Source organism: Reichenbachiella agarivorans (assembly GCF_025502585.1).
Taxonomy (GTDB): Bacteria; Bacteroidota; Bacteroidia; order Cytophagales; family Cyclobacteriaceae; genus Reichenbachiella; species Reichenbachiella agarivorans.
The window spans coordinates 447036-473166 of record NZ_CP106679.1; the positions used below are offsets into that span (position 1 = coordinate 447036).

General features: G+C 42.0%; 17 protein-coding genes, 1 tRNA gene and 1 pseudogene. 8 read left to right on the plus strand and 11 right to left on the minus strand.

Annotation, left to right across the window (positions count from 1 at the left end; translation table 11 throughout):
* Window positions 1-62 precede the first annotated feature (62 nt).
* Window positions 63-2276, minus strand: coding sequence for a RelA/SpoT family protein (locus N6H18_RS01765; RefSeq protein WP_262310125.1), 2214 nt, complete (start codon window positions 2274-2276; stop codon window positions 63-65).
* 157 nt (window positions 2277-2433) lie between these two features.
* Between N6H18_RS01765 and N6H18_RS01770 the strand changes: the two genes are divergently transcribed.
* The 5 genes and pseudogenes from N6H18_RS01770 to N6H18_RS01790 all read left to right on the plus strand — a co-directional run bounded on the left by N6H18_RS01770 (window position 2434) and on the right by N6H18_RS01790 (window position 7230).
* A tRNA-Leu gene (locus N6H18_RS01770) sits at window positions 2434-2515 on the plus strand.
* 81 nt (window positions 2516-2596) lie between these two features.
* Window positions 2597-3910, plus strand: coding sequence for a trigger factor (tig, locus tag N6H18_RS01775; protein ID WP_262310126.1), 1314 nt, complete (start codon window positions 2597-2599; stop codon window positions 3908-3910).
* A gap of 91 nt (window positions 3911-4001) precedes the next feature.
* Window positions 4002-4676 carry a ClpP family protease gene (locus N6H18_RS01780; RefSeq protein ID WP_262310127.1) on the plus strand — a complete coding sequence of 225 codons (675 nt, stop codon included), beginning with the start codon at window positions 4002-4004 and terminating at the stop codon, window positions 4674-4676.
* A gap of 28 nt (window positions 4677-4704) precedes the next feature.
* Complete coding sequence (clpX, locus tag N6H18_RS01785) at window positions 4705-5937, plus strand: ATP-dependent Clp protease ATP-binding subunit ClpX (protein ID WP_262310128.1); 1233 nt, start codon at window positions 4705-4707, stop codon at window positions 5935-5937.
* Window positions 5938-6025: 88 nt separating this feature from the next.
* Window positions 6026-7230, plus strand: a pseudogene (locus N6H18_RS01790) (IS256 family transposase).
* Between the two features lie 175 nt (window positions 7231-7405).
* Here N6H18_RS01790 and N6H18_RS01800 read toward each other — a convergent pair.
* From N6H18_RS01800 to lepA, 6 genes are all read right to left on the minus strand, one after another.
* A complete protein-coding gene (locus N6H18_RS01800; protein WP_262310131.1) occupies window positions 7406-8785 on the minus strand; it encodes a SusD/RagB family nutrient-binding outer membrane lipoprotein in 1380 nt (459 codons plus the stop codon).
* Between the two features lie 18 nt (window positions 8786-8803).
* The gene (locus tag N6H18_RS01805) at window positions 8804-11998 is read right to left on the minus strand and encodes a SusC/RagA family TonB-linked outer membrane protein (protein WP_316044827.1); all 3195 of its coding nucleotides are present in this window, start codon (window positions 11996-11998) and stop codon (window positions 8804-8806) included.
* 199 nt (window positions 11999-12197) lie between these two features.
* Window positions 12198-14102 carry an OmpA family protein gene (locus N6H18_RS01810; RefSeq protein ID WP_262310132.1) on the minus strand — a complete coding sequence of 635 codons (1905 nt, stop codon included), beginning with the start codon at window positions 14100-14102 and terminating at the stop codon, window positions 12198-12200.
* Window positions 14103-14352: 250 nt separating this feature from the next.
* Entirely contained in the window at window positions 14353-14934 is a 582-nt protein-coding gene (locus N6H18_RS01815; RefSeq protein ID WP_262310133.1) for a 7-carboxy-7-deazaguanine synthase QueE, read from the minus strand.
* A gap of 41 nt (window positions 14935-14975) precedes the next feature.
* The gene (locus N6H18_RS01820; protein ID WP_262310134.1) at window positions 14976-15848 is read right to left on the minus strand and encodes a bifunctional 5,10-methylenetetrahydrofolate dehydrogenase/5,10-methenyltetrahydrofolate cyclohydrolase; all 873 of its coding nucleotides are present in this window, start codon (window positions 15846-15848) and stop codon (window positions 14976-14978) included.
* A 2-nt stretch (window positions 15849-15850) separates the two neighbouring features.
* Window positions 15851-17638: a translation elongation factor 4 gene (gene lepA / locus N6H18_RS01825; protein ID WP_262310135.1), complete on the minus strand. Its 1788-nt coding sequence runs from the start codon at window positions 17636-17638 to the stop codon at window positions 15851-15853.
* A gap of 128 nt (window positions 17639-17766) precedes the next feature.
* On the opposite strand from lepA, the gene N6H18_RS01830 reads away from it, so the two are divergent.
* Window positions 17767-18279: a DUF4924 family protein gene (locus N6H18_RS01830; protein ID WP_262310136.1), complete on the plus strand. Its 513-nt coding sequence runs from the start codon at window positions 17767-17769 to the stop codon at window positions 18277-18279.
* 98 nt (window positions 18280-18377) lie between these two features.
* A complete protein-coding gene (locus N6H18_RS01835; protein WP_262310137.1) occupies window positions 18378-19838 on the plus strand; it encodes a right-handed parallel beta-helix repeat-containing protein in 1461 nt (486 codons plus the stop codon).
* 96 nt (window positions 19839-19934) lie between these two features.
* Here N6H18_RS01835 and N6H18_RS01840 read toward each other — a convergent pair whose 3' ends face one another.
* The 4 genes from N6H18_RS01840 to N6H18_RS01855 are packed head-to-tail and all read right to left on the minus strand — an operon-like array spanning window position 19935 to window position 24780.
* Window positions 19935-20312, minus strand: coding sequence for a CoA-binding protein (locus N6H18_RS01840; protein ID WP_262310138.1), 378 nt, complete (start codon window positions 20310-20312; stop codon window positions 19935-19937).
* 58 nt (window positions 20313-20370) lie between these two features.
* Entirely contained in the window at window positions 20371-21939 is a 1569-nt protein-coding gene (locus N6H18_RS01845) for an NAD(P)/FAD-dependent oxidoreductase (RefSeq protein WP_262310139.1), read from the minus strand.
* 3 nt (window positions 21940-21942) lie between these two features.
* Window positions 21943-23784, minus strand: a complete 1842-nt coding sequence (locus N6H18_RS01850; RefSeq protein ID WP_262310140.1) for a toxin-antitoxin system YwqK family antitoxin — start codon at window positions 23782-23784, stop codon at window positions 21943-21945.
* Between the two features lie 33 nt (window positions 23785-23817).
* The gene (locus N6H18_RS01855) at window positions 23818-24780 is read right to left on the minus strand and encodes a tryptophan 2,3-dioxygenase family protein (protein WP_262310141.1); all 963 of its coding nucleotides are present in this window, start codon (window positions 24778-24780) and stop codon (window positions 23818-23820) included.
* A 166-nt stretch (window positions 24781-24946) separates the two neighbouring features.
* On the opposite strand from N6H18_RS01855, the gene N6H18_RS01860 reads away from it, so the two are divergent.
* Window positions 24947-26128, plus strand: coding sequence for an acyl-CoA dehydrogenase family protein (locus N6H18_RS01860; protein WP_262310142.1), 1182 nt, complete (start codon window positions 24947-24949; stop codon window positions 26126-26128).
* Window positions 26129-26131 lie beyond the last annotated feature (3 nt).

The window sequence follows — 26131 nt, forward strand, 5'->3', positions numbered from 1 at the left end:
CAATTCTTTACTTTATCGGTGATTTTTGAGTACCGGCCTGCAAATATAGTTTTTTATCGAAATTAATCTTCAAATAAATCAAAGCGGTACACACTCTCTATACCCTCGACGCTCTCCAGTTTGTGAATCATCGTCTCCAAATGCGATGTATCATCGACATAAACCTTAATATTTCCTTCAAAGATTCCATTGTCTGTATCAATACTCATCGATCTCATGTTGACCTTTAGGTCATTGGATATAATCTGCGTGATGTTATTGATCATCCCTAACCGATCGGTTCCTATGACTTTGATCCCAGCCAAGAAAGCAATCTCTTGCTGTGAGGTCCATTTGGCTTTGATGATCCTATAGCCATAGTTGGACATGAGTTCGGTAGCATTGGGGCAGGTAGTCCTATGAATTTTGATTCCATCACTCACTGTCACAAATCCAAAAACGTCATCCCCAGGGATAGGTTTACAGCAATTGGCAAATTTGTAATCCACCATGCTCATGTTGTCTCCAATAATCAACAGCTCACTGTTAACCTCCTTGGCCTTTTTGGTGGCATGCACCACTTCATCTACAATGTCTGCCTTCCTTTTGGGCTTCTTGACTTCTTTGACCTCCGAAATCTTCTTGATATCCTTTGGGTCAATTTTACCTTTTCCTACTTCGTAAAAGAAATCCAAAGGAGATTCAGCACCAAAATAGGCCATCATTCTACTGATGGTGTCATTGTTGAGATCCAGCTTGATCTGCTTGAGTTTTCGGAGTACAATCTCTTTCCCCTCAGATGCTGCCTTTTTCTTTTCTTCCTTGAGGTAATCCTTGATACTCGATATCGCCTTGGAAGTGATCACATACTTGAGCCATCCCTCGTTGGGTTTTTGCTTGGAAGAGGTAAGGATTTCTACTTGATCACCATTTTTGATTTTGGTATTGAGTGAAACCAGCTTTTTGTTGATTTTGGCACCAATGCAGCCTCCACCTACTTCTGTATGGATATCAAAGGCAAAATCCAAGGCACAGGCTCCATTGGGTAGCGTGATCAGTTTGCCTTTGGGTGTGAATGCATATACCTCCTCTTGAAAGAGGTTGGATCTAAAATCATCAACAAATTCAATGGCAGACATGTCATTCTGCTCTAGGGATTCTCTGACCTTGGCGATCCAAATATCCAATGAAGATTCGGACGATCCGTCCTTGTACTTCCAGTGCGCTGCATATCCCTTCTCTGCGATATCGTCCATTCGTCGGGTTCGTATCTGTACCTCTACCCACTGACCTTTGTTGGTCATCACGGTCGTATGCAGGGATTCATACCCATTGGTCTTGGGGATGCTGATCCAATCTCTGAGACGATCAGGATTGGGCGTGTAGTAATCCGTCACGATTGAGTACAGATGCCAGCATGCTGCCTTTTCATTGTCTTCCTCTACATCGACAATGATTCGGATGGCAAACAAATCATATACCTCCTCGAAAGGTATGTTTTGCTTTCTCATCTTGTTGGCAATCGAAAATATAGATTTTGGACGTCCTTTGATCTCCACATTGTAGCCTAGATCATTGATGGTCTTCTGAAATGGTCGGATAAAATTTCTGATAAATCGGTTTCTCTCCTCTTTGGAATCATTGATTTTTTTGACCAAAAAATTGTACTCATCAGCCTCTCTGTATTTCATAGAGAGGTCTTCTAGTTCGGTTTTGATAGCATAAAGCCCCAATCTATGCGCTAGTGGCGCATACAGATAGAATGTCTCGGAGGCGATTTTGAGTTGCTTGTGACGCGGCATGCTTTCAAGTGTCCGCATATTATGTAGTCTGTCGGCCAGCTTGATCAGGATCACACGCGTATCCTTGGATAGAGTCAGCAGCATCTTACGGAAATTCTCCGCCTGCTCAGACATACTCTCTCCTGGGACACCTGATATTTTGGTCAGGCCATCAATGATCCGCATGACCTTGGAACCAAACTCGCGTTGCACATCATCCAGCGTCCAATCGGTGTCTTCTACCACATCATGGAGCAGTGCAGAAATAATTGATGTCGTCCCCAGTCCTATTTCAGAAGCACAGATATATGCCACCTCCAGCGGATGATAAATGTAAGGCTCTCCTGTTTTGCGGCGCATATCCTTGTGTGCCTCTGCAGCAGTTAGAAATGCCTTACGAATTTCTTTGGCATCATTGTCTTTCAAAAAAGGCTTGGCACGCCTGAGCAGCCTACGATACCGTCTTAATATTTCCTTTTTCTCCTCTTCTTCATCTATGAGCACTGTCTCTCCCATTCTTATTCTTTAGATAAAAAACCTACCAATCAACCTTTGTACAAAGATCATCATACAGGCTAACAATCAATTACGAAAATGATTGAAATATTTTTGAGTTTGATACTGAAATATTCATTTATCCCATTAGTTTTGCACTTCCAAATTTTTCGATCACGCGGATGTGGCGAAATTGGTAGACGCACTAGACTTAGGATCTAGCGCCGCGAGGCATGGGGGTTCGAGTCCCTTCATCCGCACTCAACAATCACCCTCTACCTGATTTTCGGGTTAGAGGGTTTTTTAATTTTGATAACTAGTACAAATTAACACAGACAGTTTTGGACATACAATTAGATCAAATCTCAAAGACAGAAGCCCTAATTAAAATTAGTTTAAAGGAGGCTGATTATCAACCTAAAGTTGAGGAAAAGATCAAGGAGTACGGCAAAAAAGCCAGTATCAAAGGTTTCAGACCAGGAAAGGTTCCTATGTCCGTCATTCGAAAAATGTACGGCAAATCAGTTCTCGTGGACGAAATCAACCAAATGGTCTCTCGTCAGGTCATGGACTATATCAAAGAAAAAGAAATCCAACTCTTGGGCGAGCCACTCCCTAATCAGGACAAAATAGCTGAGCAAGATTGGGATACAGCCAAAGACTTTGACTTTGAATACAGCATCGGAATGGCACCAGAGTTTGAAGTCTCTGTTGATAAAAAAGTAAAAGTTGACACTTTCGCTATCAAAGTTGATGACAAATTGATCAACGAAACACTTGAAAATCTAAAAAATCAATTTGGTGATGTAACCAACCCTGAAACTGCCGAAGAAGGCGATTCATTGTATGGCTTCATCCAAGCAGATGGCGAAGAAGAGCCTGCAGGCACGACTCTTGATCTGAAAGAAGTTGAGAAAAAAGATCAAAAGAATTTCATCGGAAAGAAAAGTGGAGACACCATCGAATTCGATCCAAGCAAGTCTATCAAAAACGAAACGGTAAGAGCTCAGTTCTTGGGTGACAATGCAGAAAGCAAAGGTAAAATTACTTTTGAGATCAAAAATGTAAACCGTACCACACCTGCAGAACTCAACCAAGAGTTGTTCGACAAAGTTTTCGGAAAGGATCAGGTAAAAACTGAAGCAGAATTCATCGAGAAAGTAAGGACTGCTATCTCTGACAACTACACGAGAGAAACAGATGGCTATACGCAATTGAAAATTAGAGATACTTTCATCGACAATATCAAAATAGAGTTGCCAGATGAATTCTTAAAAAGATGGTTGAAAGTATCTAACAAAGATATCACAGACGAACAAATCGAAACAGAGTACCCACTCTACACCAATGATTTGAGATGGTCTATGATCAAAAACAAGATCGCCAAAGCCAATGACATCAAAGTAGAAAACCAAGATGTAGTAGACGAAGCTAAAAACATGATTCGTCAGCAATTTGGCTCGATGGGTATGTCTGAACAAATGGAAGCCAACATTGATGCCTTTGCGGACAACTACCTCAGAGCTGAAAATGGCAACAACTATATGAAACTACATGAGACAGTCTTCAATGATAGAATCATTGCATTCATCAAGGAAAATGTCACTATCAAGGCAAAAGAAGTAAGTGCTGAAGAATACAGAGAAAAAGCATAAACTTTTGCTGAATAAGATTCGTCTAAGAATAAAAGTCCTTTGATATAAGGGCTTTTTTTGTTTTTTTGTATCTGTATTAAAAAATTATAAAATGGACAAGAAAGAGTTTAGAGATTTTGCCGTCAAAGGCAGAAACATCAATGGGAATACCTTCGACCAATACACTGGCCATATTGAAAATATGACTAGAGCCGTCATCGAAGAAAGACCTACGAATTTTAGAGAAATCGACGTATTCTCTAGACTGATTATGGATAGGATCATCTTCTTAGGTACTGGTGTAGACGACAATATCGCCAACATCATCACCGCACAACTGTTGTTCTTGGAGTCTGTAGACTCTAAAAAGGATATCCTACTCTATGTCAACAGTCCAGGAGGATCTGTTTATGCAGGTCTTGGCATCTACGACACGATGAACTACGTCAATCCAGATATCAACACCATCTGTACAGGACTAGCCGCATCTATGGGAGCTGTGCTATTGGCGGGAGGAGCTGCAAAGAAAAGAGCTGCACTACCTCATGCACGAATCATGATTCACCAACCGATGGCTGGCATGCAAGGACAAGCTTCTGACATGGAGATATCTTTGAAGCAGACCCTTTCTGTCAAAGAAGACCTTTATAAGATCTTGTCGCATCACAGCGGCAAAACTTATGAAGAAATCGAAAGAGACTCGGACAGAGACTACTGGATGAGAGCAGATGAAGCTAAGAAATATGGCTTGATTGACGAAGTACTCGTGAGAGAGACAAACAAATAATTTGTATATTTAAGGTAAAGAAGAGGAAATGGCACAAGTAACATGTTCGTTTTGCGGCAGAAATAAGAAAGATGTGGATTTGATGATATCAGGCATACACGCGCACATCTGTGACAAATGTATCAGTCAGGCTAATCAAATCCTGTCAGAAGAGTTGAAGACGAAAAATGACATTTCCTCTCCTAACTTTAATCTCATCAAACCAAAGGAGATGAAGGAACACTTGGATCAATATGTGATTGGACAAGATGAAGCCAAAAAAGTCATCTCTGTAGCGGTGTACAACCACTACAAACGCCTGATGCAAGACAAGAAAGATGATGATATCACGATCGAAAAATCTAACATCATCATGGTCGGAGAAACGGGCACAGGTAAAACCTATTTGGCTCGATCATTAGCAAAAATCCTTCAAGTACCATTTTGTATCGCAGACGCTACGGTACTGACAGAAGCAGGCTATGTAGGTGAAGATGTAGAGAGCATCTTGACAAGACTCCTCCAAGCAGCTGATTATGATACCGAAGCAGCTGAAAGAGGCATTGTCTATATTGATGAGCTTGACAAAATCGCTAGAAAATCCGACAACCCATCCATCACTAGAGATGTGAGTGGAGAAGGTGTACAACAAGCATTGCTCAAGCTGCTAGAAGGAACCTCAGTGAATGTACCCCCACAAGGAGGAAGAAAGCATCCAGATCAAAAAATGATCAATGTGAACACTGAAAATATACTATTCATCTGTGGAGGTGCCTTTGATGGCATCACAAGAAGCATCGCTTCTAGATTGAACACGAGACCACTTGGATTTAGTTCGGCATCCAAGGGAAAAGATTTGAGTGAACTGAACCAAGATAATTTGCTGCAATATGTAACTGCTCCTGACCTAAAATCATTCGGATTGATTCCCGAATTGATTGGTCGTCTCCCAGTGTTGACACATTTGGATCCATTGGATGGAGAAGCATTGAAAAGAATCTTGACTGAGCCAAAAAATGCCTTGGTAAAACAGTACACCAAGCTTTTTGAAATGGAAGGGATAGAAATAGATTTTAAGAAAAATGCCATCGACTACATCGTAGAAAAAGCATTGGAATACAAACTAGGAGCAAGAGGACTTAGATCGATCTGCGAATCCATCGTCAACGATGCGATGTTTGAATTGCCATCAGACACTAAGACCAAAAAGCTTTCGATCACCAAAGCCTATGCAGAAGAGAAATTCGAAAAATCGAAATTCAATAAATTGAAAGTCGCTTAAGAAGGTAGTATCTAAAAAACTGTGTAAGTGAGGTCTGGGGTATAAACTCAGACCTTATTTTTTTATATTTAGATACACAGTTAATAAGATGAAACCAGAAGATTTTATTGATGATGCCTTTCTTAAACAGTTTAAGGATGGTAAGGAGTTTATGTCTTTTATGGATCAGATGTACAAGCGTGGAGTTGAGAAGATGCTCGAAGGAGAGCTTGACGCCCATTTGGGTTATGAGAAGCATGATAAAGCAGAAAAACAGACTAACAATTCCAGAAATGGGTTTGGTAATAAATCTGTCAAAACTGAGCATGGGGAACTTAGTATCAAAGTGCCCAGAGATCGTGATGCCACCTTTGATCCTCAGATTTTACCCAAGCGAAGTAAGATGTCTGAGGGAGTAGAAAAGCTCGTAGTATCTCTCTATGCTAAGGGTATGTCCAATGCAGATATAGAAGAGCAGCTCCGGGAGTTGTATGACTTTAGGCTTCCTCCCTCGACTATATCTACGATCACTGCTAGAGTAACAGAGGATGTGATCGCTTGGCAAAACCGACCATTAGATCCGCTCTACTTTATTGTTTGGATGGACGGTATTGTCTTTAAAGTGCGCGACAATAATAAAGTCATCAACAAGACTATTTACCTAGCTGTAGGCCTTAATAAAGAGGGTAAGAAGGAGGTTTTGGGCCTTTGGTTGGGCAAGAATGAAAGTAGTTCTTTTTGGATGACAGTACTTACAGACTTACAAGCCAGAGGTGTAGAAGATATGCTCATCACCTGTACTGACAACCTCAATGGTTTTACGCAAACGATCAAATCAGTATTTCCTCAGTCCACCACTCAGGCCTGTGTGATACATCAGATTCGCAATGCAAGTAGGTATATGTGGTATGGAAAGATAAGAAGTTGTTCTCTGCCGACATGAAGCTCATTTACACTGCTCCAACCAAGCAAATGGCTGAGCAAGAACTCCAAGTCTTTGAAGAAAAATGGGGAAGTAAATATCCTTATGCCGTCAAAAGTTGGAAAGTTAACTGGGATGAGCTCACCGTGTTTTTTGATTTCCCTTTGGAGATCCGAAAAATCATTTACACTACCAATTTGATAGAAAACCTCAACGGAAAAATAAGGAAGTACACTAAAAATAAGATGTCCTTCCCAACTGATGATGCTGTTAAAAAATCGGTATATCTAGCCCTAATGGAGGCTACTAAAAAATGGACAATGCCCGTCAGGCACTGGCCAATATTACTAAACCAATTTATGGCTATATTTGAAGAAAGGGTCAAAGTCTGACACCCTAACCCTAAATCTCATTTACACACTTTATTGGATACTGTCCTTAAGAATCTTTAATAAAACTTAGAAACAAAAAGAGCCTCTTCACATGAAGAGGCTCTTTTTGTTTAACGTGTATATTATAATGGGCTTTCTGAATTGAATAATTAAGAAAACCCATTACATTATTACCTTATTTATCCCACCAAACAGGATCCAATAGATTACCATACACCTCAGCTACTGGATTGTACAATCTCTCGTTTTGAGGAGTAATTAATCTTACAGGAATACCAGTTACTAAACCATCTGGATTAGGTGTCAAAACAGGAAAACCAGTTCTTCTCCAGTCTGAGTATGACTCAACTTGAATAAATAATGCTATCCATTTTTGATTCATTATTTTCTCCAAAGTTATAGTCGCTGCAGTTTCAGAAGCATAAACGCCTTCATATGCAACATCACTCGCCCCTGTAATCTTCAAAATAGAGGCACTTACTGCTTCATTATAAGCAGTAGCAGCATCAGAAGCATTAGATAATCTTAGTTGCGCTTCAGCTTCAATGAATTTAGACTCAACATAACTGACCAACGGAATCGGTGAATCTTCTGATGCGTAATAGTCTCCTACATAAGATGTCGCTAAAACATCCACATCATCAAATGGTGTACCTGAATAACCACCATTTGCATCTTTAGATAACAATACCGGCAATCTTGGATCACTGCTAGCTGTTAGTACGTCTACAAACGTTTCACAAACTCTCATGTATGAAGGACGACTAGCTTCATAATCATTCCACTGATTAAGAGCTGTTCCCCCAGCAAAAATCATATTACAATCATCAGTTTCAGTCATATTCGCACTTGTAATATAACTTAATGCATCCGTTGCAGACCCAGTTGGATCAATTGCGCTCAACCTATTGGCATATCTTGCCTTTAACACGTAAGCAGTAGAAATCCATTTCGCTACATCTCCTTCGAAGATAAAATCATCCGTAGTAGGAAACAGTGAATTAGACGATGCAGGACTCTGCAAATCTGTAATTGCCTCAGACAATAAAGTTTGAATCTTACCAAGTACAACTTCCTGCGACTCATACGCTGGTTGCAATATACCTACACCAGCTTCATCAAATGGAATATTACCCCAAAGATCAGTAGCCAAACCAAAGTTAAGAGCTAAAAGCACTTTTGATATGCCTGCATACCAAGGGTTTTCATCTCCATATAGTGAAATCAACGCATTTCCATCTGAAATAGCTCCTGCATAAATTGTATTCCACTCATTTTCATTGGTCAACTCAGTAATGTTGTATTGAGCAATTTCAATAGATTGAGAACCAGCACTTGTACCCGCCATTTGCTGAGTCATTACACTAGACTGTCTGGCCAATTGACCGCCATATGACGCAAAAGTTGCAATTTCAATACTGGACAACATCAAAGCAGGTGTAGCACTCGAAGGATTATTTGGACTTGCTATATAATCCTCAAAATAACTATCACAGCCCGTGCCGCCGATAGACAAGGTCAAAATAAGACCTAATATTTTATATATACTTTTCATTTCTAATTCGATTTAAATTTAGAATCCTAACGATAAGGTAAACAAGTATGATTTAGATCCAGGGTTATTAAAATAATCTAACCCGTTGATATTAGATCCTGCACCTGTAAGACTACTTTCTGGATCTACACCCTTGTAATTCGTATCCAAGAACAAGTTTCTCCCTGCTGCGGTCAACTTAAGATAATTCACTCCTAGTTTAGAATCTTTGAGGTCGAATGTATATGAAAGAGACATATCTCTTACTCTGAACCAATTCACTTCCTCCACAAATTCTTCAGCAGCTCCTCCTGCATCCCCCACTACAAATCTATAATAGGTATTAGCTGTAATCTCGGTGGCGTTAGTCTGACCTGACACATCAACACCATCAACAACAGTACCAGGGGCGTAAACTCCCTCCACTAAGTAATTTCGCTCTCTGTCTTCAGACTCAGCAGTACCACCATATTGATTAATTCTAGCATATGTACCATTCCATATCGACCCCCCTCTTCTAATATCAAGCAAGAAAGAAAAAGACAGGTTTTTATATGTAATTGTATTCCTAATACCTGCCAACCAATCTGGAAGTGGATTCCCTACGTTTCCAGACTCAGGGCTAATAATTGGTCTACCATTCGCTCCAATCAACTTATTACCTGCATCATCACGTTCCCATTTGGTACCATAGAATACACCTAGAGGCTCACCAACTATTGCAAATGAACCAATTGAGGCAAATGCTGATTCAATAGAGACCTCTTCTACACCTTCAGCTAGTTTGGTTACTTCACTGATATTTTTCGACCAGTTTAAGCCAATTGTCCAATCAAAATCATTTGTACGAATTGGATTGATACCAAGTGCAATTTCATGCCCCTTATTCACCAATTCACCAGCATTGGTATAAGAACTAGTATAACCACTAGACCCAGGAAGTGGTAAATACATAAGTAAATCCTTTGAAGTCTGATTGTAATAAGTATAATCAATTTCAAACAAACCATCCATGAAGATCAAATTCAAACCAACTTCATTTCCAACTTGTATTTCTGGCTTCAGATCACTGCTAAATAAAGCGTCTGATTGAGAGAAAGCACTTACTCCATTATACGGAACAGATAATCCGTTTGTAAAACCATCTGTGAAAGTAGGTGATGAATACAAAGGTCTTGTAGCATAAGCCACAGGGCTAATACCAACTTGAGCATAACTGTAACGTACTTTACCGAAAGTAAACCAATCTGGTTTAGGAAATAACTCAGTAAATACTACGCTTGCACTTGCTGATGGATAAAAGAAACTATTGTTCTCCAGTTCAAATGTTGAAGACCACTCATTTCTCCCAGTTAAACTTAAATAAAACCAATTGCCATAATCAAAGCTAAGTTCACCAAAAAGCGCTTGAGATCTAATTTCACTTTCAGATTGTGAAGCATATAGATCGCTGGTATTATTCAAATTATAAAAATTAGGTATAGTCATCATCCTACCCCTAGCAAATACGTTATCTGAAGTTCCTATTCTGAAGTTATGACCTAATCGTGCATTCACAGTCAACTTTTCTCCTACTTTACCTCTATAACTTAAGATACCGTCGCCATATAATTCAGTGGAGCCAATTCTATTTTCATTGATTTGACCTAGCCCTCCAAAATCATCTCCTTGAGAAGAAATTGCAAAGACACTCTTCCTGTTGTCACTATACACATCTGACCCTAATCTGTAAGTAAAATTGAAATTATCACTTATTTTGTAATCAAGATATATATTCCCTAAGAATCTATTTACATCACTAGTGAACGGGTTCTCATATGCTGTGTAAAATGGATTATCATATACACCAAAATATGTGTTCTGAAAACCAGCGTCATTGATATAGTTTCTTGAATCATAATTGATAGGCATCCTTAACAAGCCCAACATGATACCTGCAAGGTTAGAACCATTTTGTGGTGCAATCTGCGAACTATGAATATAGTTTGCTGTACCTCCTACTTTTACATTTTTGCTCAAATAAGTATCTAGTGTCAATCTAGCAGTTGTTCTATCAAATTCTGAATTAGGTATCATACCACTTTGTCTCAAATCACTTACCGAAAGACGTACACTAGTGTTTTCATTGCCACCAGTCACTTCTATACTGTTCGTATATGAAACCCCAGTTTCAAAAAAGTTGTCATTGTTGTCATATATCACATCACCTGGACCTGCTTCTGGCCCCCAAGACAACTGAGTACCTAGTGCAACATCATCGGCAGTAAAAAACAAACCGTCAGGCCCTGGATCTCCCAATGGAAGTGCTACACCATTATTTCCAGCTATGTATTTATCATTCATTTCAGGTAATTTATTGACCTGAGTAAACTCTACGCCTGTAGACACCTTTACTCCAAGTCCTTTCTCTCCCTTTCCACGCTTGGTAGTATAAATTATAGCTCCATTTCCAGCACGCTCTCCATACAAAGCTGCAGCCGCTGGTCCCTTAAGAATGGTAACAGATTCAATATCAGCTGGGTTAATATCCACTGCTCTGTTAGAGTTGTTTACACCTTGCAAATTTTCATTAAAAGGATAATCTCTAGGAGATGACTGTGTTGTGGAGTTATCAATTGGAATACCATCCACAATTATCAATGGCTGAGTAGCACCAGTCAAAGTAGCGGCACCTCTCAATAACACCTTGCTAGAAGCACCTGGTGTACCTGCAGAACTTGTGACCTGAACCCCAGGAGCCTTAGCTGCAAGAGACTGAATAATATCATCCTCACCAGATCTCACAAGATCGTCATTGTCCAAACTACTAACAGCATATCCCAAAGATCGTTTTTCTCTTGAAATACCTAATGCCGTTACAACTACCTCTGTCAATTGCTTGGCATCAGAAGCCATGGCTACATCAACTACTGATCTAGAACCTATCTCAACTTCTTGAGCTGCCATGCCTACGAATGTAAATACCAAAGTACCTCCATCTGATGGCACGCTTAATTTCCAATTTCCGTCAATGTCGGAAGTTGTACCAGTTGTTGTTCCCTTGAGTATAATGTTAGCTCCAGGGATTGATTCGCCTGTGTCATCGGTTACCTTACCAGACACGGTACGATCTTGTGCCCACGACTCTGTCACGAGTGCAGACAACAACATGAAACAAATAAGTAGAATCCTCTTCATATCGTATGTTTTAATTGTTAAAAAATGTTTAATAGTATGTTTTCTGAATCCAAACATATGGGTTTTCGTTTACTTTCACTAGTCTATACTAACAATTATTAGTTGGTGCGCATACTGTTTTTTTGCAGTATTTTAACTGTACGTAGAATCTTGTACTTAAAAGAGGTACATAACCCGAATAATCTACTTAATAAGTACCACATTACTGAATTATTAAATTAATCTTTGGAAACAACTACGTACTCCTACACTACTACTATTGTCCTATTTCAAGTACCAAAAACTCAATTCGTCGGTTTTTTGACATATCATTTGAGTCATTTTCAATTGTAAGAGGCTGACTTTCCCCATAACCTTTATAACTCAACTGGGTTGATCTGACTCCTTTATTTATTAGAAAATCATATACTGTCTTGGCGCGCTGTGTCGAGAGCTTCATGTTATAATTTTCCGATCCCTGTTGGTCACTGTGCCCAGCAATTTCCATCCTCACTTTAGGGTTGTTCTTTAGAAAGTAATAAACCACTCTCAACTCTGAAATAGACTCTGGTTTGAGATTAAAATCATCATGATCGAAGAAAATATTCCCTAATCTACTAGATGCACCCACTTTTATTGGTTGCATTTCGATGTTGAGCAGATTCTGATCAAAAGACTTGAGTTCGTTCAAAGTGAACGAAAAATCCATAAACATGTACCCCTCACATGTCACATACACCCCGTACCTGTACCCCTCTGTCAACACTAAGGTGTACTCTCCATTGGAGGCATCAGATTCAAGTTGTGAAAAATAATTTTCATCCGAAAGCTTATATACTTGAATCTTAGAAGCTAACGGGCGTTTGCTTTCTTTATCAACCACTGTCCCCTTCAAATACGCACTTTGACGAGTAACTTGAAAAGAATCGGGTAAATCAAAAGCATACAATTTGCTTTGAAAACCCCGCTTGGTCTCCTTCTCTATCGTGTACACGCCCGTCTTGCCGTCTGATGCTATATACAAAGAAACTTGATCATTCGCATCATTGAGAGGATATCCCAAATTGATTGGTACTTTCCAAAGAGAGTCTCTCTCAATTTCACTCATATATATATCCAATCCCCCCATTCCTTCCAGTCCATTGGAAGCAAAATAGATTGTTTCTCCATTGGCGTGTAAAAAAGGGCTTATTTCGTCCTTAGCCGTATTGATCCTTTTTCCTAGATTAAAAGCAGGCTGCCATTCTCCATTCCTATCCTTAGTCGATATCCAAAGATCCTTTCCACCCTGACCTCCACGACGATTGGACACAAAAAGAATGGTTCGACCATCAGCAGAGAGAGAGGGTTGTGCCTCCCATGCGGCCGAATTGATGTTTTTCCCGATATTCATGGGCTTGCTCCATACATCTCCTACCTTTTGTGCTGTATAAATATCACAACTACCGTACCCTCCTCGTCCATCACAGGATGTAAACACAAGTGTACGACCATCTGCAGAAACAGAAGCTGCCCCCTCATTGCCATCTGAGTTAATATTTCCAGAAATAGACTGTGGAATGGTCCAACCACCCGTCATACTATCTAGATCACAGTAATAGATATCCTCGTCATCTGAATTATTCAAACCTACCCTTCTCGTAAAATAGATCCGCTGATTATCCACAGACAAAGCTGGGAAGTACTGTAGTTGAAATGAGTTAACATGAGCAGGTAACTCTTGGATATTGTAGTCAAAAGGATGCTCTATCGCCTTCATCGCAAAACGACAATTAAAGATAAGTGACTTGGACAATTTTTCTTTTTCAGGATCATCAGGAACGGTTCTAAGATAATGCTCCAAATATGCTGCTGCGCTATCATACACTGACTGTCTATAAAACTGCTCTCCAATTGCCTGGTATGCATACTTCGACTTCTTGTAATCAGGATCAATCTGAATGGCCTTTTTGAAATATACAAATGATAGACTATCCCAACCCAATCTCGCACTGGCACTCCCCAAGGCCAACCATACTTCAATAAAATCTGGATCACGTTTGACAGCATCCTTGAGTGGCTCCATGGCCTCTCTGAACTGTGCACGTTTGAGTAGCTGTCGCGCCTCTTCATAGTCATTGAGAGCTCGCTTATCCTTCGTGTGATAGGAGGTGTATTGACTATATGTCAGGGGGATGGACATAAAAAGAAATACTGGTAGAAGCAAAATCCGCATAACAATAGATAATAAAATCAACCTGACCTATTACGTTCAGGTGTAAATACTGATGGTTCTAGATTGGCACAAAGGCATTATACGTGCCATTCAATGGTTGAAAATGTTTTGACATAAAATGACAATCATCTTAATTTTGACTATTTGCCACGTCATATCAACACTGGATTTTGAATCCAAAACTTAGAATAAAGTAAATGATTATCAGACGAAATCCTTAGGGTATGTTGAGATATTTGTGTGTTTGCAAAGAAATATTCCATTCTGGGTGTGCTTTTGCATAGTCGATGATTTGTGGGGTCATCTTTTCTGCCTTAGACCACTCAGGTTGCAAATATAGCTTGCACTGTTTGGGAACTAAACTTCTATGTTGCTCTGCAAATTCAAAATCTGACTGATTGAATACGATGGCTTTGAGCTCACTGGCATGAGCATAAATGGAAGTATCTGGTGTTTTGAACTTCTTAGGAGAAAAGCACACCCAATCCCAAACTCCCGTCACTGGATAAGCTCCTGAAGTCTCAATATTGAGCTGATAATTATGTCCCTTTAAAACAGTAGTCAACTCTTTCATGTCATACATGAGTGGTTCGCCACCCGTGATGACGATCATTCGACAAGGATACTCCTTTATTTGATCTATGATCTCGTCCACTGTAAAAAACGGATGATCTGCTTCGTTCCATGATTCTTTGACATCACACCAGACACAGCCCACGTCACAGCCTCCCAAACGGATGAAAATCGCGGGTGTACCCGCATAGTAGCCTTCCCCTTGAATAGAGTAGAATATCTCCATGATGGGGAGTTTGTTTGCTATTTTGGGAACGAAAGCCAAAATTACTTCAAGTTATTTTTGGCAGCTTGTAGTGTATTGATCATCAATGAAGCGATGGTCATTGGCCCCACTCCACCTGGTACGGGGGTTATATGACTTGTCAATGGAGCAACTTCCTCATAATCCACATCGCCAGACAATCTGAAACCAGACTTTTTACTGGGATCTTCGATACGAGTAGTTCCTACATCTATCACCACAGCACCTTCTTTGACCATGTTTTTGGTGACTAGACCAGGTTTACCTACTGCTACCACCAAGATATCCGCTTCGCGTGTATGGCTTGCCAGATCCTTGGTGTACTTGTGACATAGGGTGACTGTTGCATTGGCCTCATTGGACATCATCAGTGCCAGAGGAGCTCCAACCAATCTGCTCGCCCCTACTATTACACAGTTTTTTCCTTCCGTTTCAATCTCATACCTTTTGATTAGCTCCATCACGCCTAGTGGAGTAGCTGGCATTAACAAAGGCACTTTGGAAGTAATGCTGCCAAAATTTTCGTTGGTAAAGCCATCCACGTCTTTCTCTGGAGAGATACTCATGGTGATTTTTTCTACCGAAATATGAGCTGGCAAAGGTAGTTGTACAATGAATCCGTCAATATCTGTGTCGGCATTCAACTGATCCACATGTTTCAACAGTTTGTCTTCTGAAATCGTACCCGCAAACTGCATCAAGGTGTAATCAAAACCCACCGCTTTGCAAGCGGTGATTTTTCCTCCCACATAGGTATGGCTCGCACCATCATCTCCCACGATGATGATTGCCAAATGTGGTGCGCGTTTCCCTTCATTCTTGAGTGCTTCGACTTGTAGTTTGATTTCGTCACGGATATCTGAGGATATCTTCTTTCCGTCTATGATGGTAGGCATATTTAATCCAGTTTTAGTACTGCCATAAATGCATCCTGTGGTATCTCTACGTTACCCACCTGACGCATACGTTTCTTTCCTTTTTTCTGCTTGTCAAGCAATTTTCTCTTACGAGAGATATCCCCTCCATAACACTTAGCCAAGACGTTTTTACGCATGGCTTTCACAGTCTCTCTGGCGATGATCTTGGTACCAATAGAAGCTTGAATGGCAATCTCAAACATCTGTCTTGGCAATAATTCCTTTAGCTTTTCGCAAAGGCGCTTGCCCCACTCGTAAGCTTTGTCTCTATGAACCACAGCAGACAAAGCGTCCACGGGCTCACCATTGAGCATAATATCTAGTTTGACCATCTTGGAGACTTTCATTCCGATGAGTTCATAATCCAAAGAAGCGTAACCTCTTGAAATGGTCTTTAATTTGTCAAAGAAGTCAAACACAATCTCAGACAGTGGCAACTCAAAAGACAATTCCACTCTATCTGATGTCAAGTACACTTGATTTTGGATCGTCCCTCTTTTGTCCATGCAAAGGGAAATAATAGGGCCTACAAATTCTGACTTGGAAATGATCTGGGCGCGAATGAAGGGCTCTTCGATGTGTGTAACCCGAGTAGGATCTGGCATTTCGGATGGCGCATTGATATTTTGTACAGACCCGTCCGACATTTGGGCTTTGAACTGAACTGATGGCACAGTCGTGATCACCGTCATGTCAAACTCACGCTCCAAACGCTCCTGCACAATCTCCATGTGTAGCATCCCCAAGAATCCACAACGGAATCCAAACCCTAGGGCAGCGGAAGTCTCAGGTTCCCATACAAGAGAGGCGTCATTGAGTTGGAGTTTTTCCATCGAGGCACGAAGCTCCTCGTACTCTGTGGTGTCTACTGGATAGATACCTGCAAAAACCATTGGTTTCACATCTTCAAAACCTTTGATCATCTGCTGAGTTGGGCGATGTACGTGAGTGATCGTATCCCCTACCTTGACCTCTTTGGCTACCTTGATCCCAGAGATGAGATACCCAACATCCCCTGTTTTAATCTCAGGCATGGGGATTTGTTCCAGACCCAAAATACCGATTTCATCCGCTTCATAGGTCTTCCCTGTCGCTACAAATTTTACTTTGTCACCTTTTTTGATCGAGCCATTAAATACTCTAAATATTACTTCGATCCCTCTGAAAGAATTGAATACCGAATCAAAAATCATGGCTTGCAATGGCTCCTCAGGGTCTCCCTTTGGTGCGGGTATTCTCTTTACGATCGCTTCTAGGATATCATCAACCCCTACTCCTGTCTTACCACTAGCATGGATGATGTCCTCTGCATCACAGCCAATCAAATCAATGATTTGATCAGATACCTCATCAGGCATAGCGCCTGGCAAGTCAATTTTATTGAGAACAGGAATAATCTCCAAGTCATGTTCCAAAGCCAAATACAGGTTGGAAATCGTCTGTGCTTCGATCCCTTGAGACGCATCAACGATCAACAATGCCCCCTCACATGCCGCGATAGAACGCGACACCTCGTAAGAGAAATCCACGTGACCAGGCGTATCTATCAGGTTGAGAGTATAGTCCTTACCCTCATGTTTGTATTTCATCTGAATCGCATGACTCTTGATGGTAATACCTCTTTCACGCTCCAAATCCATGTTGTCGAGCAATTGCTCCTGCATGTCTCTGCCCGTCACTGTACCTGTATTTTGAAGCAACCGATCGGCCAATGTACTCTTGCCGTGATCGATATGTGCTATGATGCAAAAATTCCGTAGATGATCCATTTTTCTAAAAAAGAAGGCAAAAATAGATAAATAAAATTTCACATTTGCATAAAAAATAATCTACCGTCAACTGCCCGTTTCTGATTTATGACCTGAGCATGAGACGACTGGCACAGTGTCAAATATTTATGGAGCAATCACAAAACATCACCGAGCACATCATCAACCTCTACCGCAAAGAAGATCTCATGCGAGCCTATCAATTTGATTTGGAGAAATTCGGGAACCAGGTGATCAATTTCTTTCCTATCTCTCCCAAAGAAAAACTCGCTGAAGTAAATCACTACGAGGAATTCATGCAAAAAATGAAGGAGCAAGGGATCGAACAATCAGGCCATCTGACTGAAGTCAATGAAATCGTAGCACAACTAGACCATCTCCATGAAGAGCTCAAATCCTCTGACGAAAACTACAACCACGTATATCTTAAAACCAAAGCCTACATCGACGAAAATATGGAGGTAGCCAAAGGCAGCATCACAAGCGAAATACAAATATGCCTCAATGGCATCTATGGCTTTCTACTCCTCAAAATAGAAGAACGTCCCATCAAGCCTGAAGAGCAAGCCATGATCGATCAATTTGGCAACCTCCTCTCGCTACTCAGCTACAAGTACAGCGAACGAAAAAACATGAACTAACAAAACGCAGGTATTACATCAGCAAAAACGATGATCCATACATTGACATATTAACGAAGTGTACCTAACTTCCCATCTCAAATCAAACCTAACTAATCATGCCGAATCCCAACCTTCATCATACGATACCTGTATTGTTGCTTTTCACTTTGTTGCTCAGCTCATCTTGCAAGGAAGACGAGGTGCGAAAAGGAGCAGAAATCATCACCAAAGAAATTTTAGGCTGTACCAACCCTCTATCCGAGTCCTATGATCCAAAAGCAACTACCAATGATGGCAGTTGTGCCGCTACAGACTGCTCTACTTGCAATTTTTTTATCTCAGGTGATGTCTTTGGTTTTGATGGTGTCAAGAAAGGTGTAAAACCTGGAGACATTATATGTCTAGACGGAACAGTGACCTACAAAGAACCCCTATCTCTCAGCAACATTGTAGGTACTGCGGACAACCCAGTATTGATTATCAACTGTGGCGGCCAAGCTGTCATCGATATGTCTAGTAAAAATGCTTCCTATGCCATCAGAACCAGTGGAAGCAAGTACTTCCGTATCTCGGGTGCTGGATCCAATGATCACGAATATGGAATTGTGTTAAGTAACACCAAATCTTTAGGAATAAGTTTGGATGGATTAAGTAGCAATTTTGAAGTCGATCACTTAGAAATTTTTGAAATTGGTTTTGCTGGAATCATGAGTAAAACTGATCCCAGCTGCGACGCTGCTACCCAAAGAGACAATTTCGTCATGCAAGATATTTCTATCCATGACAACTATGTCCATGATACAGGAGGCGAAGGATTATACATTGGCAACTCTTTTTACGAAAAAGGGCGTAACCTCACTGATTGCGGCACGGTCTTTCCTCACGACATCAAAGGTGCGGATATTTACAGAAACAAAGTCATCAATGCTGGTTGGGAAGCCATCCAAGTGGGTTGTGGTGTGGAAGGTGTCAAAATTCACGACAACTACATAGAAAACTACGGTACTGAAAATGAGACCTACCAAAACAATGGACTCCAAATCGGTGAAGGAACGGGTGGGCTGCTATACAATAACTACATAGCCAAAGGACCAGGAAATGGTGTAATCATGCTCGGGTTAGGTGACAACATCATGTTCAACAATGTGATTGTAAACGCTGGAGAGAGCGGTGTATTCTGCGATGAACGATATACACCAGGAGACGGTTTTAGTTTCATCAACAATACCATCATCAATCCAGAAGAGAATGGAATTGTCATCTACGCTGAAAAAGTACCTTTGAATCATGTCATCAACAACGTCATTGTTAATCCCGGTGCTTATAAAAGTGAGCCAGAAAAGGCATACATCAAAAAACTCAACAACGATGTAAAAATAGACATAGCAGCGAATTTCTTTACTCAAGATATTGCAGCGGCAGGGTTTGAAGCAGATGGATATCTATTAAGTGCTGATTCTGAATTGATCGACACGGGTGAGGATGTCTCTGATTTTGGAGTGACATTTGATTTCATCGGTACAGATCGACCATCTGGGACAGGATTCGATCCTGGTGCATACGAATACAAACAATAAGTGATAGAAAAAAATGATACTTGCTATCTCGGGTAGCTCCAGAAAAAATCATCCAATGGGGCTATTCTTCAATGCCCTAGCAATTGCTAATGTTTCCTAAAACTGTCCCGTCCCCAGCATGACTAGCGTACATGCTTCGATAGTCTCAATGCCTTTAGCCTGAGCAGCACTCGCCAATGCTTCATTTTCTGTGCCTGGATTGAAAATAATGCGCTTAGGATTCAGACTGAGGATGTAATCCTGCCACTCATCCAAGTTGTCCGAACCAATGTAAAGGGTCACTGTATCAACACCCTCTATGTCAGGTTTGTTTCTCAAATTCTGAAACGGCTCACCAAACAACTCACCCTTTTTGATGGATAGTAGTTTGATTGGATGTCCATGCTGATGCAATCGATCAGCTGCCATATATGCATAACGTGTCGGGTTTGTACTTGCCCCTAATACCGCCGTAAGTTTCTTCTCGTTCTTCATAAGTCTGTTGTTGACCGTTAACAGTCAACCATATTTTTCTTTGTCTAGCGTCTAAAATCTAGCATCTAATATCTAAATACGCTTCAATCAACTTCTCGGCGCATTTCTCTCCATCTATGGCTGCTGACATGATGCCTCCTGCATAGCCTGCTCCCTCCCCACAAGGAAACAGCCTCTTGACCTCAACGTGTTCCAGCGTCTCACGGTTTCTAGGCACGTGTACTGGAGACGACGTTCGACTCTCTACTCCTAAGACTTGCGCCTCGTTGGTATAATAACCCTTCGACTTTCGTCCAAAACTTTTGAATCCATCGACTAACCTTAGGTAAATAGATTCTGGCAAAAATTCCTTCATATTGACCGAAGCTAGTCCTGGTTGGTATGAACAATCAGGGAGATTGGTAGAAATACGTCCTTTCACAAAGTCGACCAATCGCTGAGCGGGAGCAGTCTGAGTTCCTCCTGCAGCTAGACACGCATTCTGTTCTACTTCCGCTTGGAATGCCAACGCTTTGAAATCACCTTCCTCTTCATAAGCTTGTAGATCTTCGTTTTCTACAGCCACGACGATCCCAGAGTTGGCAAATTTGGAATCTCTCTTGGATGGACTCATACCGTTCACGACGATTTCCCCATCGGCAGTAGCTGCCGGCACGATGAATCCTCCAGGACACATACAGAAAGAAAATACTCCTCGCTGTTTGCCCTCAAACTGTGTCTGAGTGGCCAAACTATAGGCCGCTGCAGGTAAAAACTCTCCTCTGCTATCACAGTGGTATTGTATCTGATCAATAATTGTCTGTGGATGCTCCACTCTTAACCCCAAAGCAAAGGGCTTGGACTCGATTTTGATCCCTGATTTTTGGAGTAGCCTGAATATATCTCGGGCAGAATGTCCCGTAGCAAGGATCACTCCGATTCCCTCTACGATACTGCCATCTTGGATTTTGACACCCTTTATTTCTTGATTTTGGATCACAAAATCCTCTACACGGGTATTGAAATGGATCTTTCCTCCTCTGCTCAAAATCGTCTCTCGCATATCTGCGATCACCTTGGGCAGCTTGTTGGTACCGATATGAGGATGCGTATCGACGAGAATATTCTCATCCGATCCATGTGCAACCAATATCTCTAAGATACGCGTCACATCCCCGCGCTTTTTGGATCGAGTATAGAGTTTTCCATCAGAGTAGGTACCTGCTCCACCCTCTCCAAAACAGTAGTTGGAATCAGGATTGACTTTGTGCTCTTTGTTGATAGCAGCTAGGTCTCTGCGTCTCTCTTGGACATCCTTGCCCCGCTCCAACACAATAGGCTTGGCTCCCAACTCGATACACCGCAGCGCGGCAAACAATCCCGCAGGTCCCGCACCGATTATCACTACTTCTGGTTTATTCGCCACATGATTGGTCGGTTTTTCATAGAGAAAAGGTCTGGGATTTTCTCCTTTTTCCGACAATCCTATCTCTACCTCTACAGAGACTCTTTTGCTGCGTGCATCAATGGATCGCTTCAGCAACTTCCATTGCGCTGTGTCGCCCAATTTGGCATGCACAAAGGCTGCAAAACTCGCCTCATCCAGAGCAATCTCTGGTTTCAATCTATATCTTAGAATCTTCGTCATGTTTTATCTGACAGGGCTATTGACTTGAAACTTTTTGAATCCCAGATAGCCTATGTTAATACCAAAAAAAATAGGCACATACACGCCTGTACTTGGGACAGTCGAAAAAACAGCATCATAACTATTTCCCGAATATCCGTCTTTTATGTTCCTATACCCTACCCCCAGACCAAAGTACACATCGAGGGTAAAACCAGCATTGCCAGGGTTGGCCATCCAACGATCCCCCACCAAGACCCCATAATATGCACTGATCTCCTGCTGGGTAACTGTCTCCAATGCTGTTGGCTGGTTTATACTATTGGTGCGTGCAGAATGCTTGTCTACATCTACCCCAACCTCATGCCCAAAATAAATCATCCCATGTGGCTGATCTCTACGATAAAACTTCTGTTTGAACTGTAGGGTGTGTCCCTCGCTAAACACCTCGTTGGTATCGAGTCCCTCGCGTGTAGCATAAAACGGACTCCTATGATACATGTACAACAGCTCATATCCCAATCTCTCCTGAAGGTAGTACTCAACCGAAAATGGGGCATAACCTACCAGTGTCAGCAATGGATTGGTCGCCAAGATCACACCTTTGTACTCGTTGACCACTGGCGTAAAGGTCCTGGATTTTTTACGAACCGAACGGTACTCTGGCTTTTCATAATCTTCATAGTTCCTACCGTCATTGAGTCTCTCTTCGGTCAAGAATACAGGATTGTCATCTTGGTAGACGGGGTGGTATTTCCCAGCGACTTCTCCATTTTTTTTGTACAGTGTCCATTCACCTATCCTGCGTCCTCCTTCAATTTTTCCAGTCATCTTGAGACTACCATCTAGGTAATAGCCTTTGTATCTACCCATTCCCTCTACAAAATCTGCTTCCCCTTCTATGTTGCCTTCTTCGTCAAAGTATGTCCAGTGTCCGTCATTGAGATCGTCTTTGAAATGTCCATTCATTTTGAGCTTGCCACTGATGTAATACTCGTTGTATTCGCCAGTACCATTGTCAAACTCACCGATCCCTTTCATCTCACCTGTCTCATAAAACATCTTCCAATAACCATCCTTTTGACTATCCTTTTGCAAACCTTCGGCACTTTTGGCACCATTTTCATAATAGTATATCCAGTTACCCAGCGTTTTACCCTCTACATAGCCCCCTTCTGCTGATACCTCTCCGCTTTTGAAAAAATACTTCCAAGGCCCAGTTTTCAACCCTTGTTTGTAGTAGCCCTCTGCCATTTTTTCTCCAGATTCGAAATAATAGGTCCAAAGACTGTCACTTTTTCCATTGCGATTGAGCCCTTCCATTTTGAGTGTACCTGAGAGGTAATACTCTTTGTATTGCCCTTTGCCATTCTTAAAATATGACTTGGCCTTGAGGGAGCCTTCTTCATAATAAAAATTCCACATGCCCTCACGCACACCTGCAGTATAATCTCCCTCGCTCTTCAGCCCACCGTCTTCAAAATAAAAAGTCCATGTTCCAGCACGCTCATTGTCATCCAGTATGCCTTCGGATCGTTTGCGCCCGTTTTCAAAATAATAAGTCCAAATCCCAACGGATTTGCCCCTGTAAAAAGAACCCGTATTCCTGATATTTCCGTTTTCAAAATAGTAGACCCAATCCCCCGTAGCACGGTTGTACAAGTACTCTCCTTCAGACTTCATTTTGCCAGAAAGATAATAGGATCGGTAGGGACCATTGAGCAGATTCTCTAGTGTATCATTGACATAAAACACTTCTTTGAGTACGGACTTGGCTTGGTCATAGTAGGTTCTTCTCTCCACTCCTTGTCCATATCCATGGAAAGTCATCAGCAGACATCCTAACAGCACTATGCTATACTTCACTTTTTGAACCACTATCTGTTTGAACCTAAAATGTTATGATTTGAAAACCGTCTCTTCGACCCAACTTCGACCCCAATTTTCTAATTCGTCTTCCGACCAAAGCTCAGGATAAAAGATAACTTTCTGAAATCTCGGAGGCAAATATTGCTGCCAATTGGTGCCACCCGTCGCTGCGATGATATCTGGATCTTTTTGCAAGTAGCGAACAGCAGACTTGTAATGCGCCAATCTCCAGTTGACATTGGCCAGCAGATCGAGTTGTTTGAGCAAATTTTGGATGGCTTGAGCCGTTGCACAACCTTCATAGTCTGACTTGTATTTCGCCCAAATATTCTTGAATTGGTAGTTGGTGGCGTGCTTGACAAACTGCTCGGCATACTTCTCTTCGAACTGGCGCAGCGTCAAGGTCTTCTTGCCAGTAGCAAGTTCAGTTGCTCCCTTTTTCCAATACAGATGCGGGTACATTGCCTCTATGTCATTGGCATCCAAAGCTGCTCTTTGGGTCTTCTCGACCAAGTTGATCATCGGTGCACAAGAGAACTCGATCAAGCGCAATTGACCAGATTGGAAACCACTTGCAGGCAACAGCGACATCCTAAATTGCAAAAATTGCTCCTGATCCATCCCGTCGATCATCACATCAAAAGAATCCACCAGATGTAGCAAGTAGCGATTGATCCGCTTGAGTCGGATGGCAAACCACTTTTCGTCTGGCGTCTCCGTGTTCGCAATCTGCTCGATCTCGTTGAGGATCAACTGGAAATATAGCTCTGTAATCTGGTGATAGATGATGAAGATTTTCTCATCTGGAAAGTGCGTCTTAGGATTCTGAAGACTAAGTAGCGTATCGAGATGGATGTAATCCCAATAGGTTAAATAATCCGCATGTAGCAGCCCATCCAAATAGGAAGACAAATCCTGCCCCATGGCGTCATATTTTTCCTCCAGCTTCTTGACTTGTGCTAAGATTTTAGGATCTATATGTTCTGCACTCATTTTGGGTGATTATTTGATGTTGTAGCTGTAAATTTGATAAGAATACATGGAAACCATGAGATAATTACACAAATTAGTCCTGTGCCGCGACAAGCGGTACGATGGGACTGACTCATGATTATTCAAATCCCCAAGACAAAGTCCACATCGACAAAACAGCATAGCCATGAAAAACAAAGACCATTTTGAGTCTCCCGATTTTTATCAACTAGATGACTTGCTCACCCCTGAGCACCACATGATCCGTCAAAGCATCCGAGACTTCGTCAAAAAAGAAATCAGCCCCTACATCGAAGACTGGGCAGAGCGAAACCACTTCCCCTACGAGATCGTCCGAAAATTTGGAGATATCGGGGCTTTTGGACCGCAACTCCCTGCGGAGTATGGAGGTGGCGGATTGGACTACATCGCCTATGGTCTGATCATGCAGGAGATCGAACGGGGCGACTCAGGTATGCGCTCCACCGCATCTGTACAGGGCTCTTTGGTGATGTATCCCATTTACAAATTTGGCTCAGAGGAGCAAAAACAAAAGTACCTCCCCAAACTAGGTTCGGGAGAGATGCTGGGCTGCTTTGGACTGACCGAGCCTGATCACGGCTCGAACCCCAGCGGCATGGTGACCCACTACCAAGACGCAGGAGATCACTACCTGCTCAATGGTGCCAAGATGTGGATCTCCAACGCCCCAAAGGCTGACATAGCTGTCGTCTGGGCCAAAAACGAAGAAGGCCGCATCCATGGCCTGATCGTAGAGCGCGGCATGGAGGGTTTCAGCACACCAGAAACCCACGGCAAGTGGTCACTGCGTGCCAGCTGCACAGGCGAACTCGTATTTGACAATATCAAAATCCCGAAAGAGAACATACTCCCCGGCAAGTCAGGTCTCGGCGCACCGATGATGTGTCTCGACTCAGCCCGCTATGGGATCGCGTGGGGAGCGATAGGTGCTGCGATGGACTGCTACGACTCGGCGCGACGCTATGCCCTAGAGCGCCACCAGTTTGGCAAACCGATTGGCTCCTTCCAACTGATCCAAAAAAAGCTCGCAGAGATGCTCACCGAGATCACCAAAGCCCAACTCCTCAACTGGCGCTTAGGCTCCCTGATGAACGAAGGCAAAGCAACGACTGCCCAAATCTCCCTCGCCAAAAGAAACGCAGTAGCCACCGCCCTAGACATAGCGCGAGAAGCCCGACAAATCCACGGCGGCATGGGCATCACCGGCGAATACCCCATGATGCGCCACCTGATGAATCTAGAATCTGTCGTGACCTACGAAGGCACCCACGACATCCATCTACTGATCTTAGGACATGAGATTACGGGGATATCGGCGGTGAAGTGATAA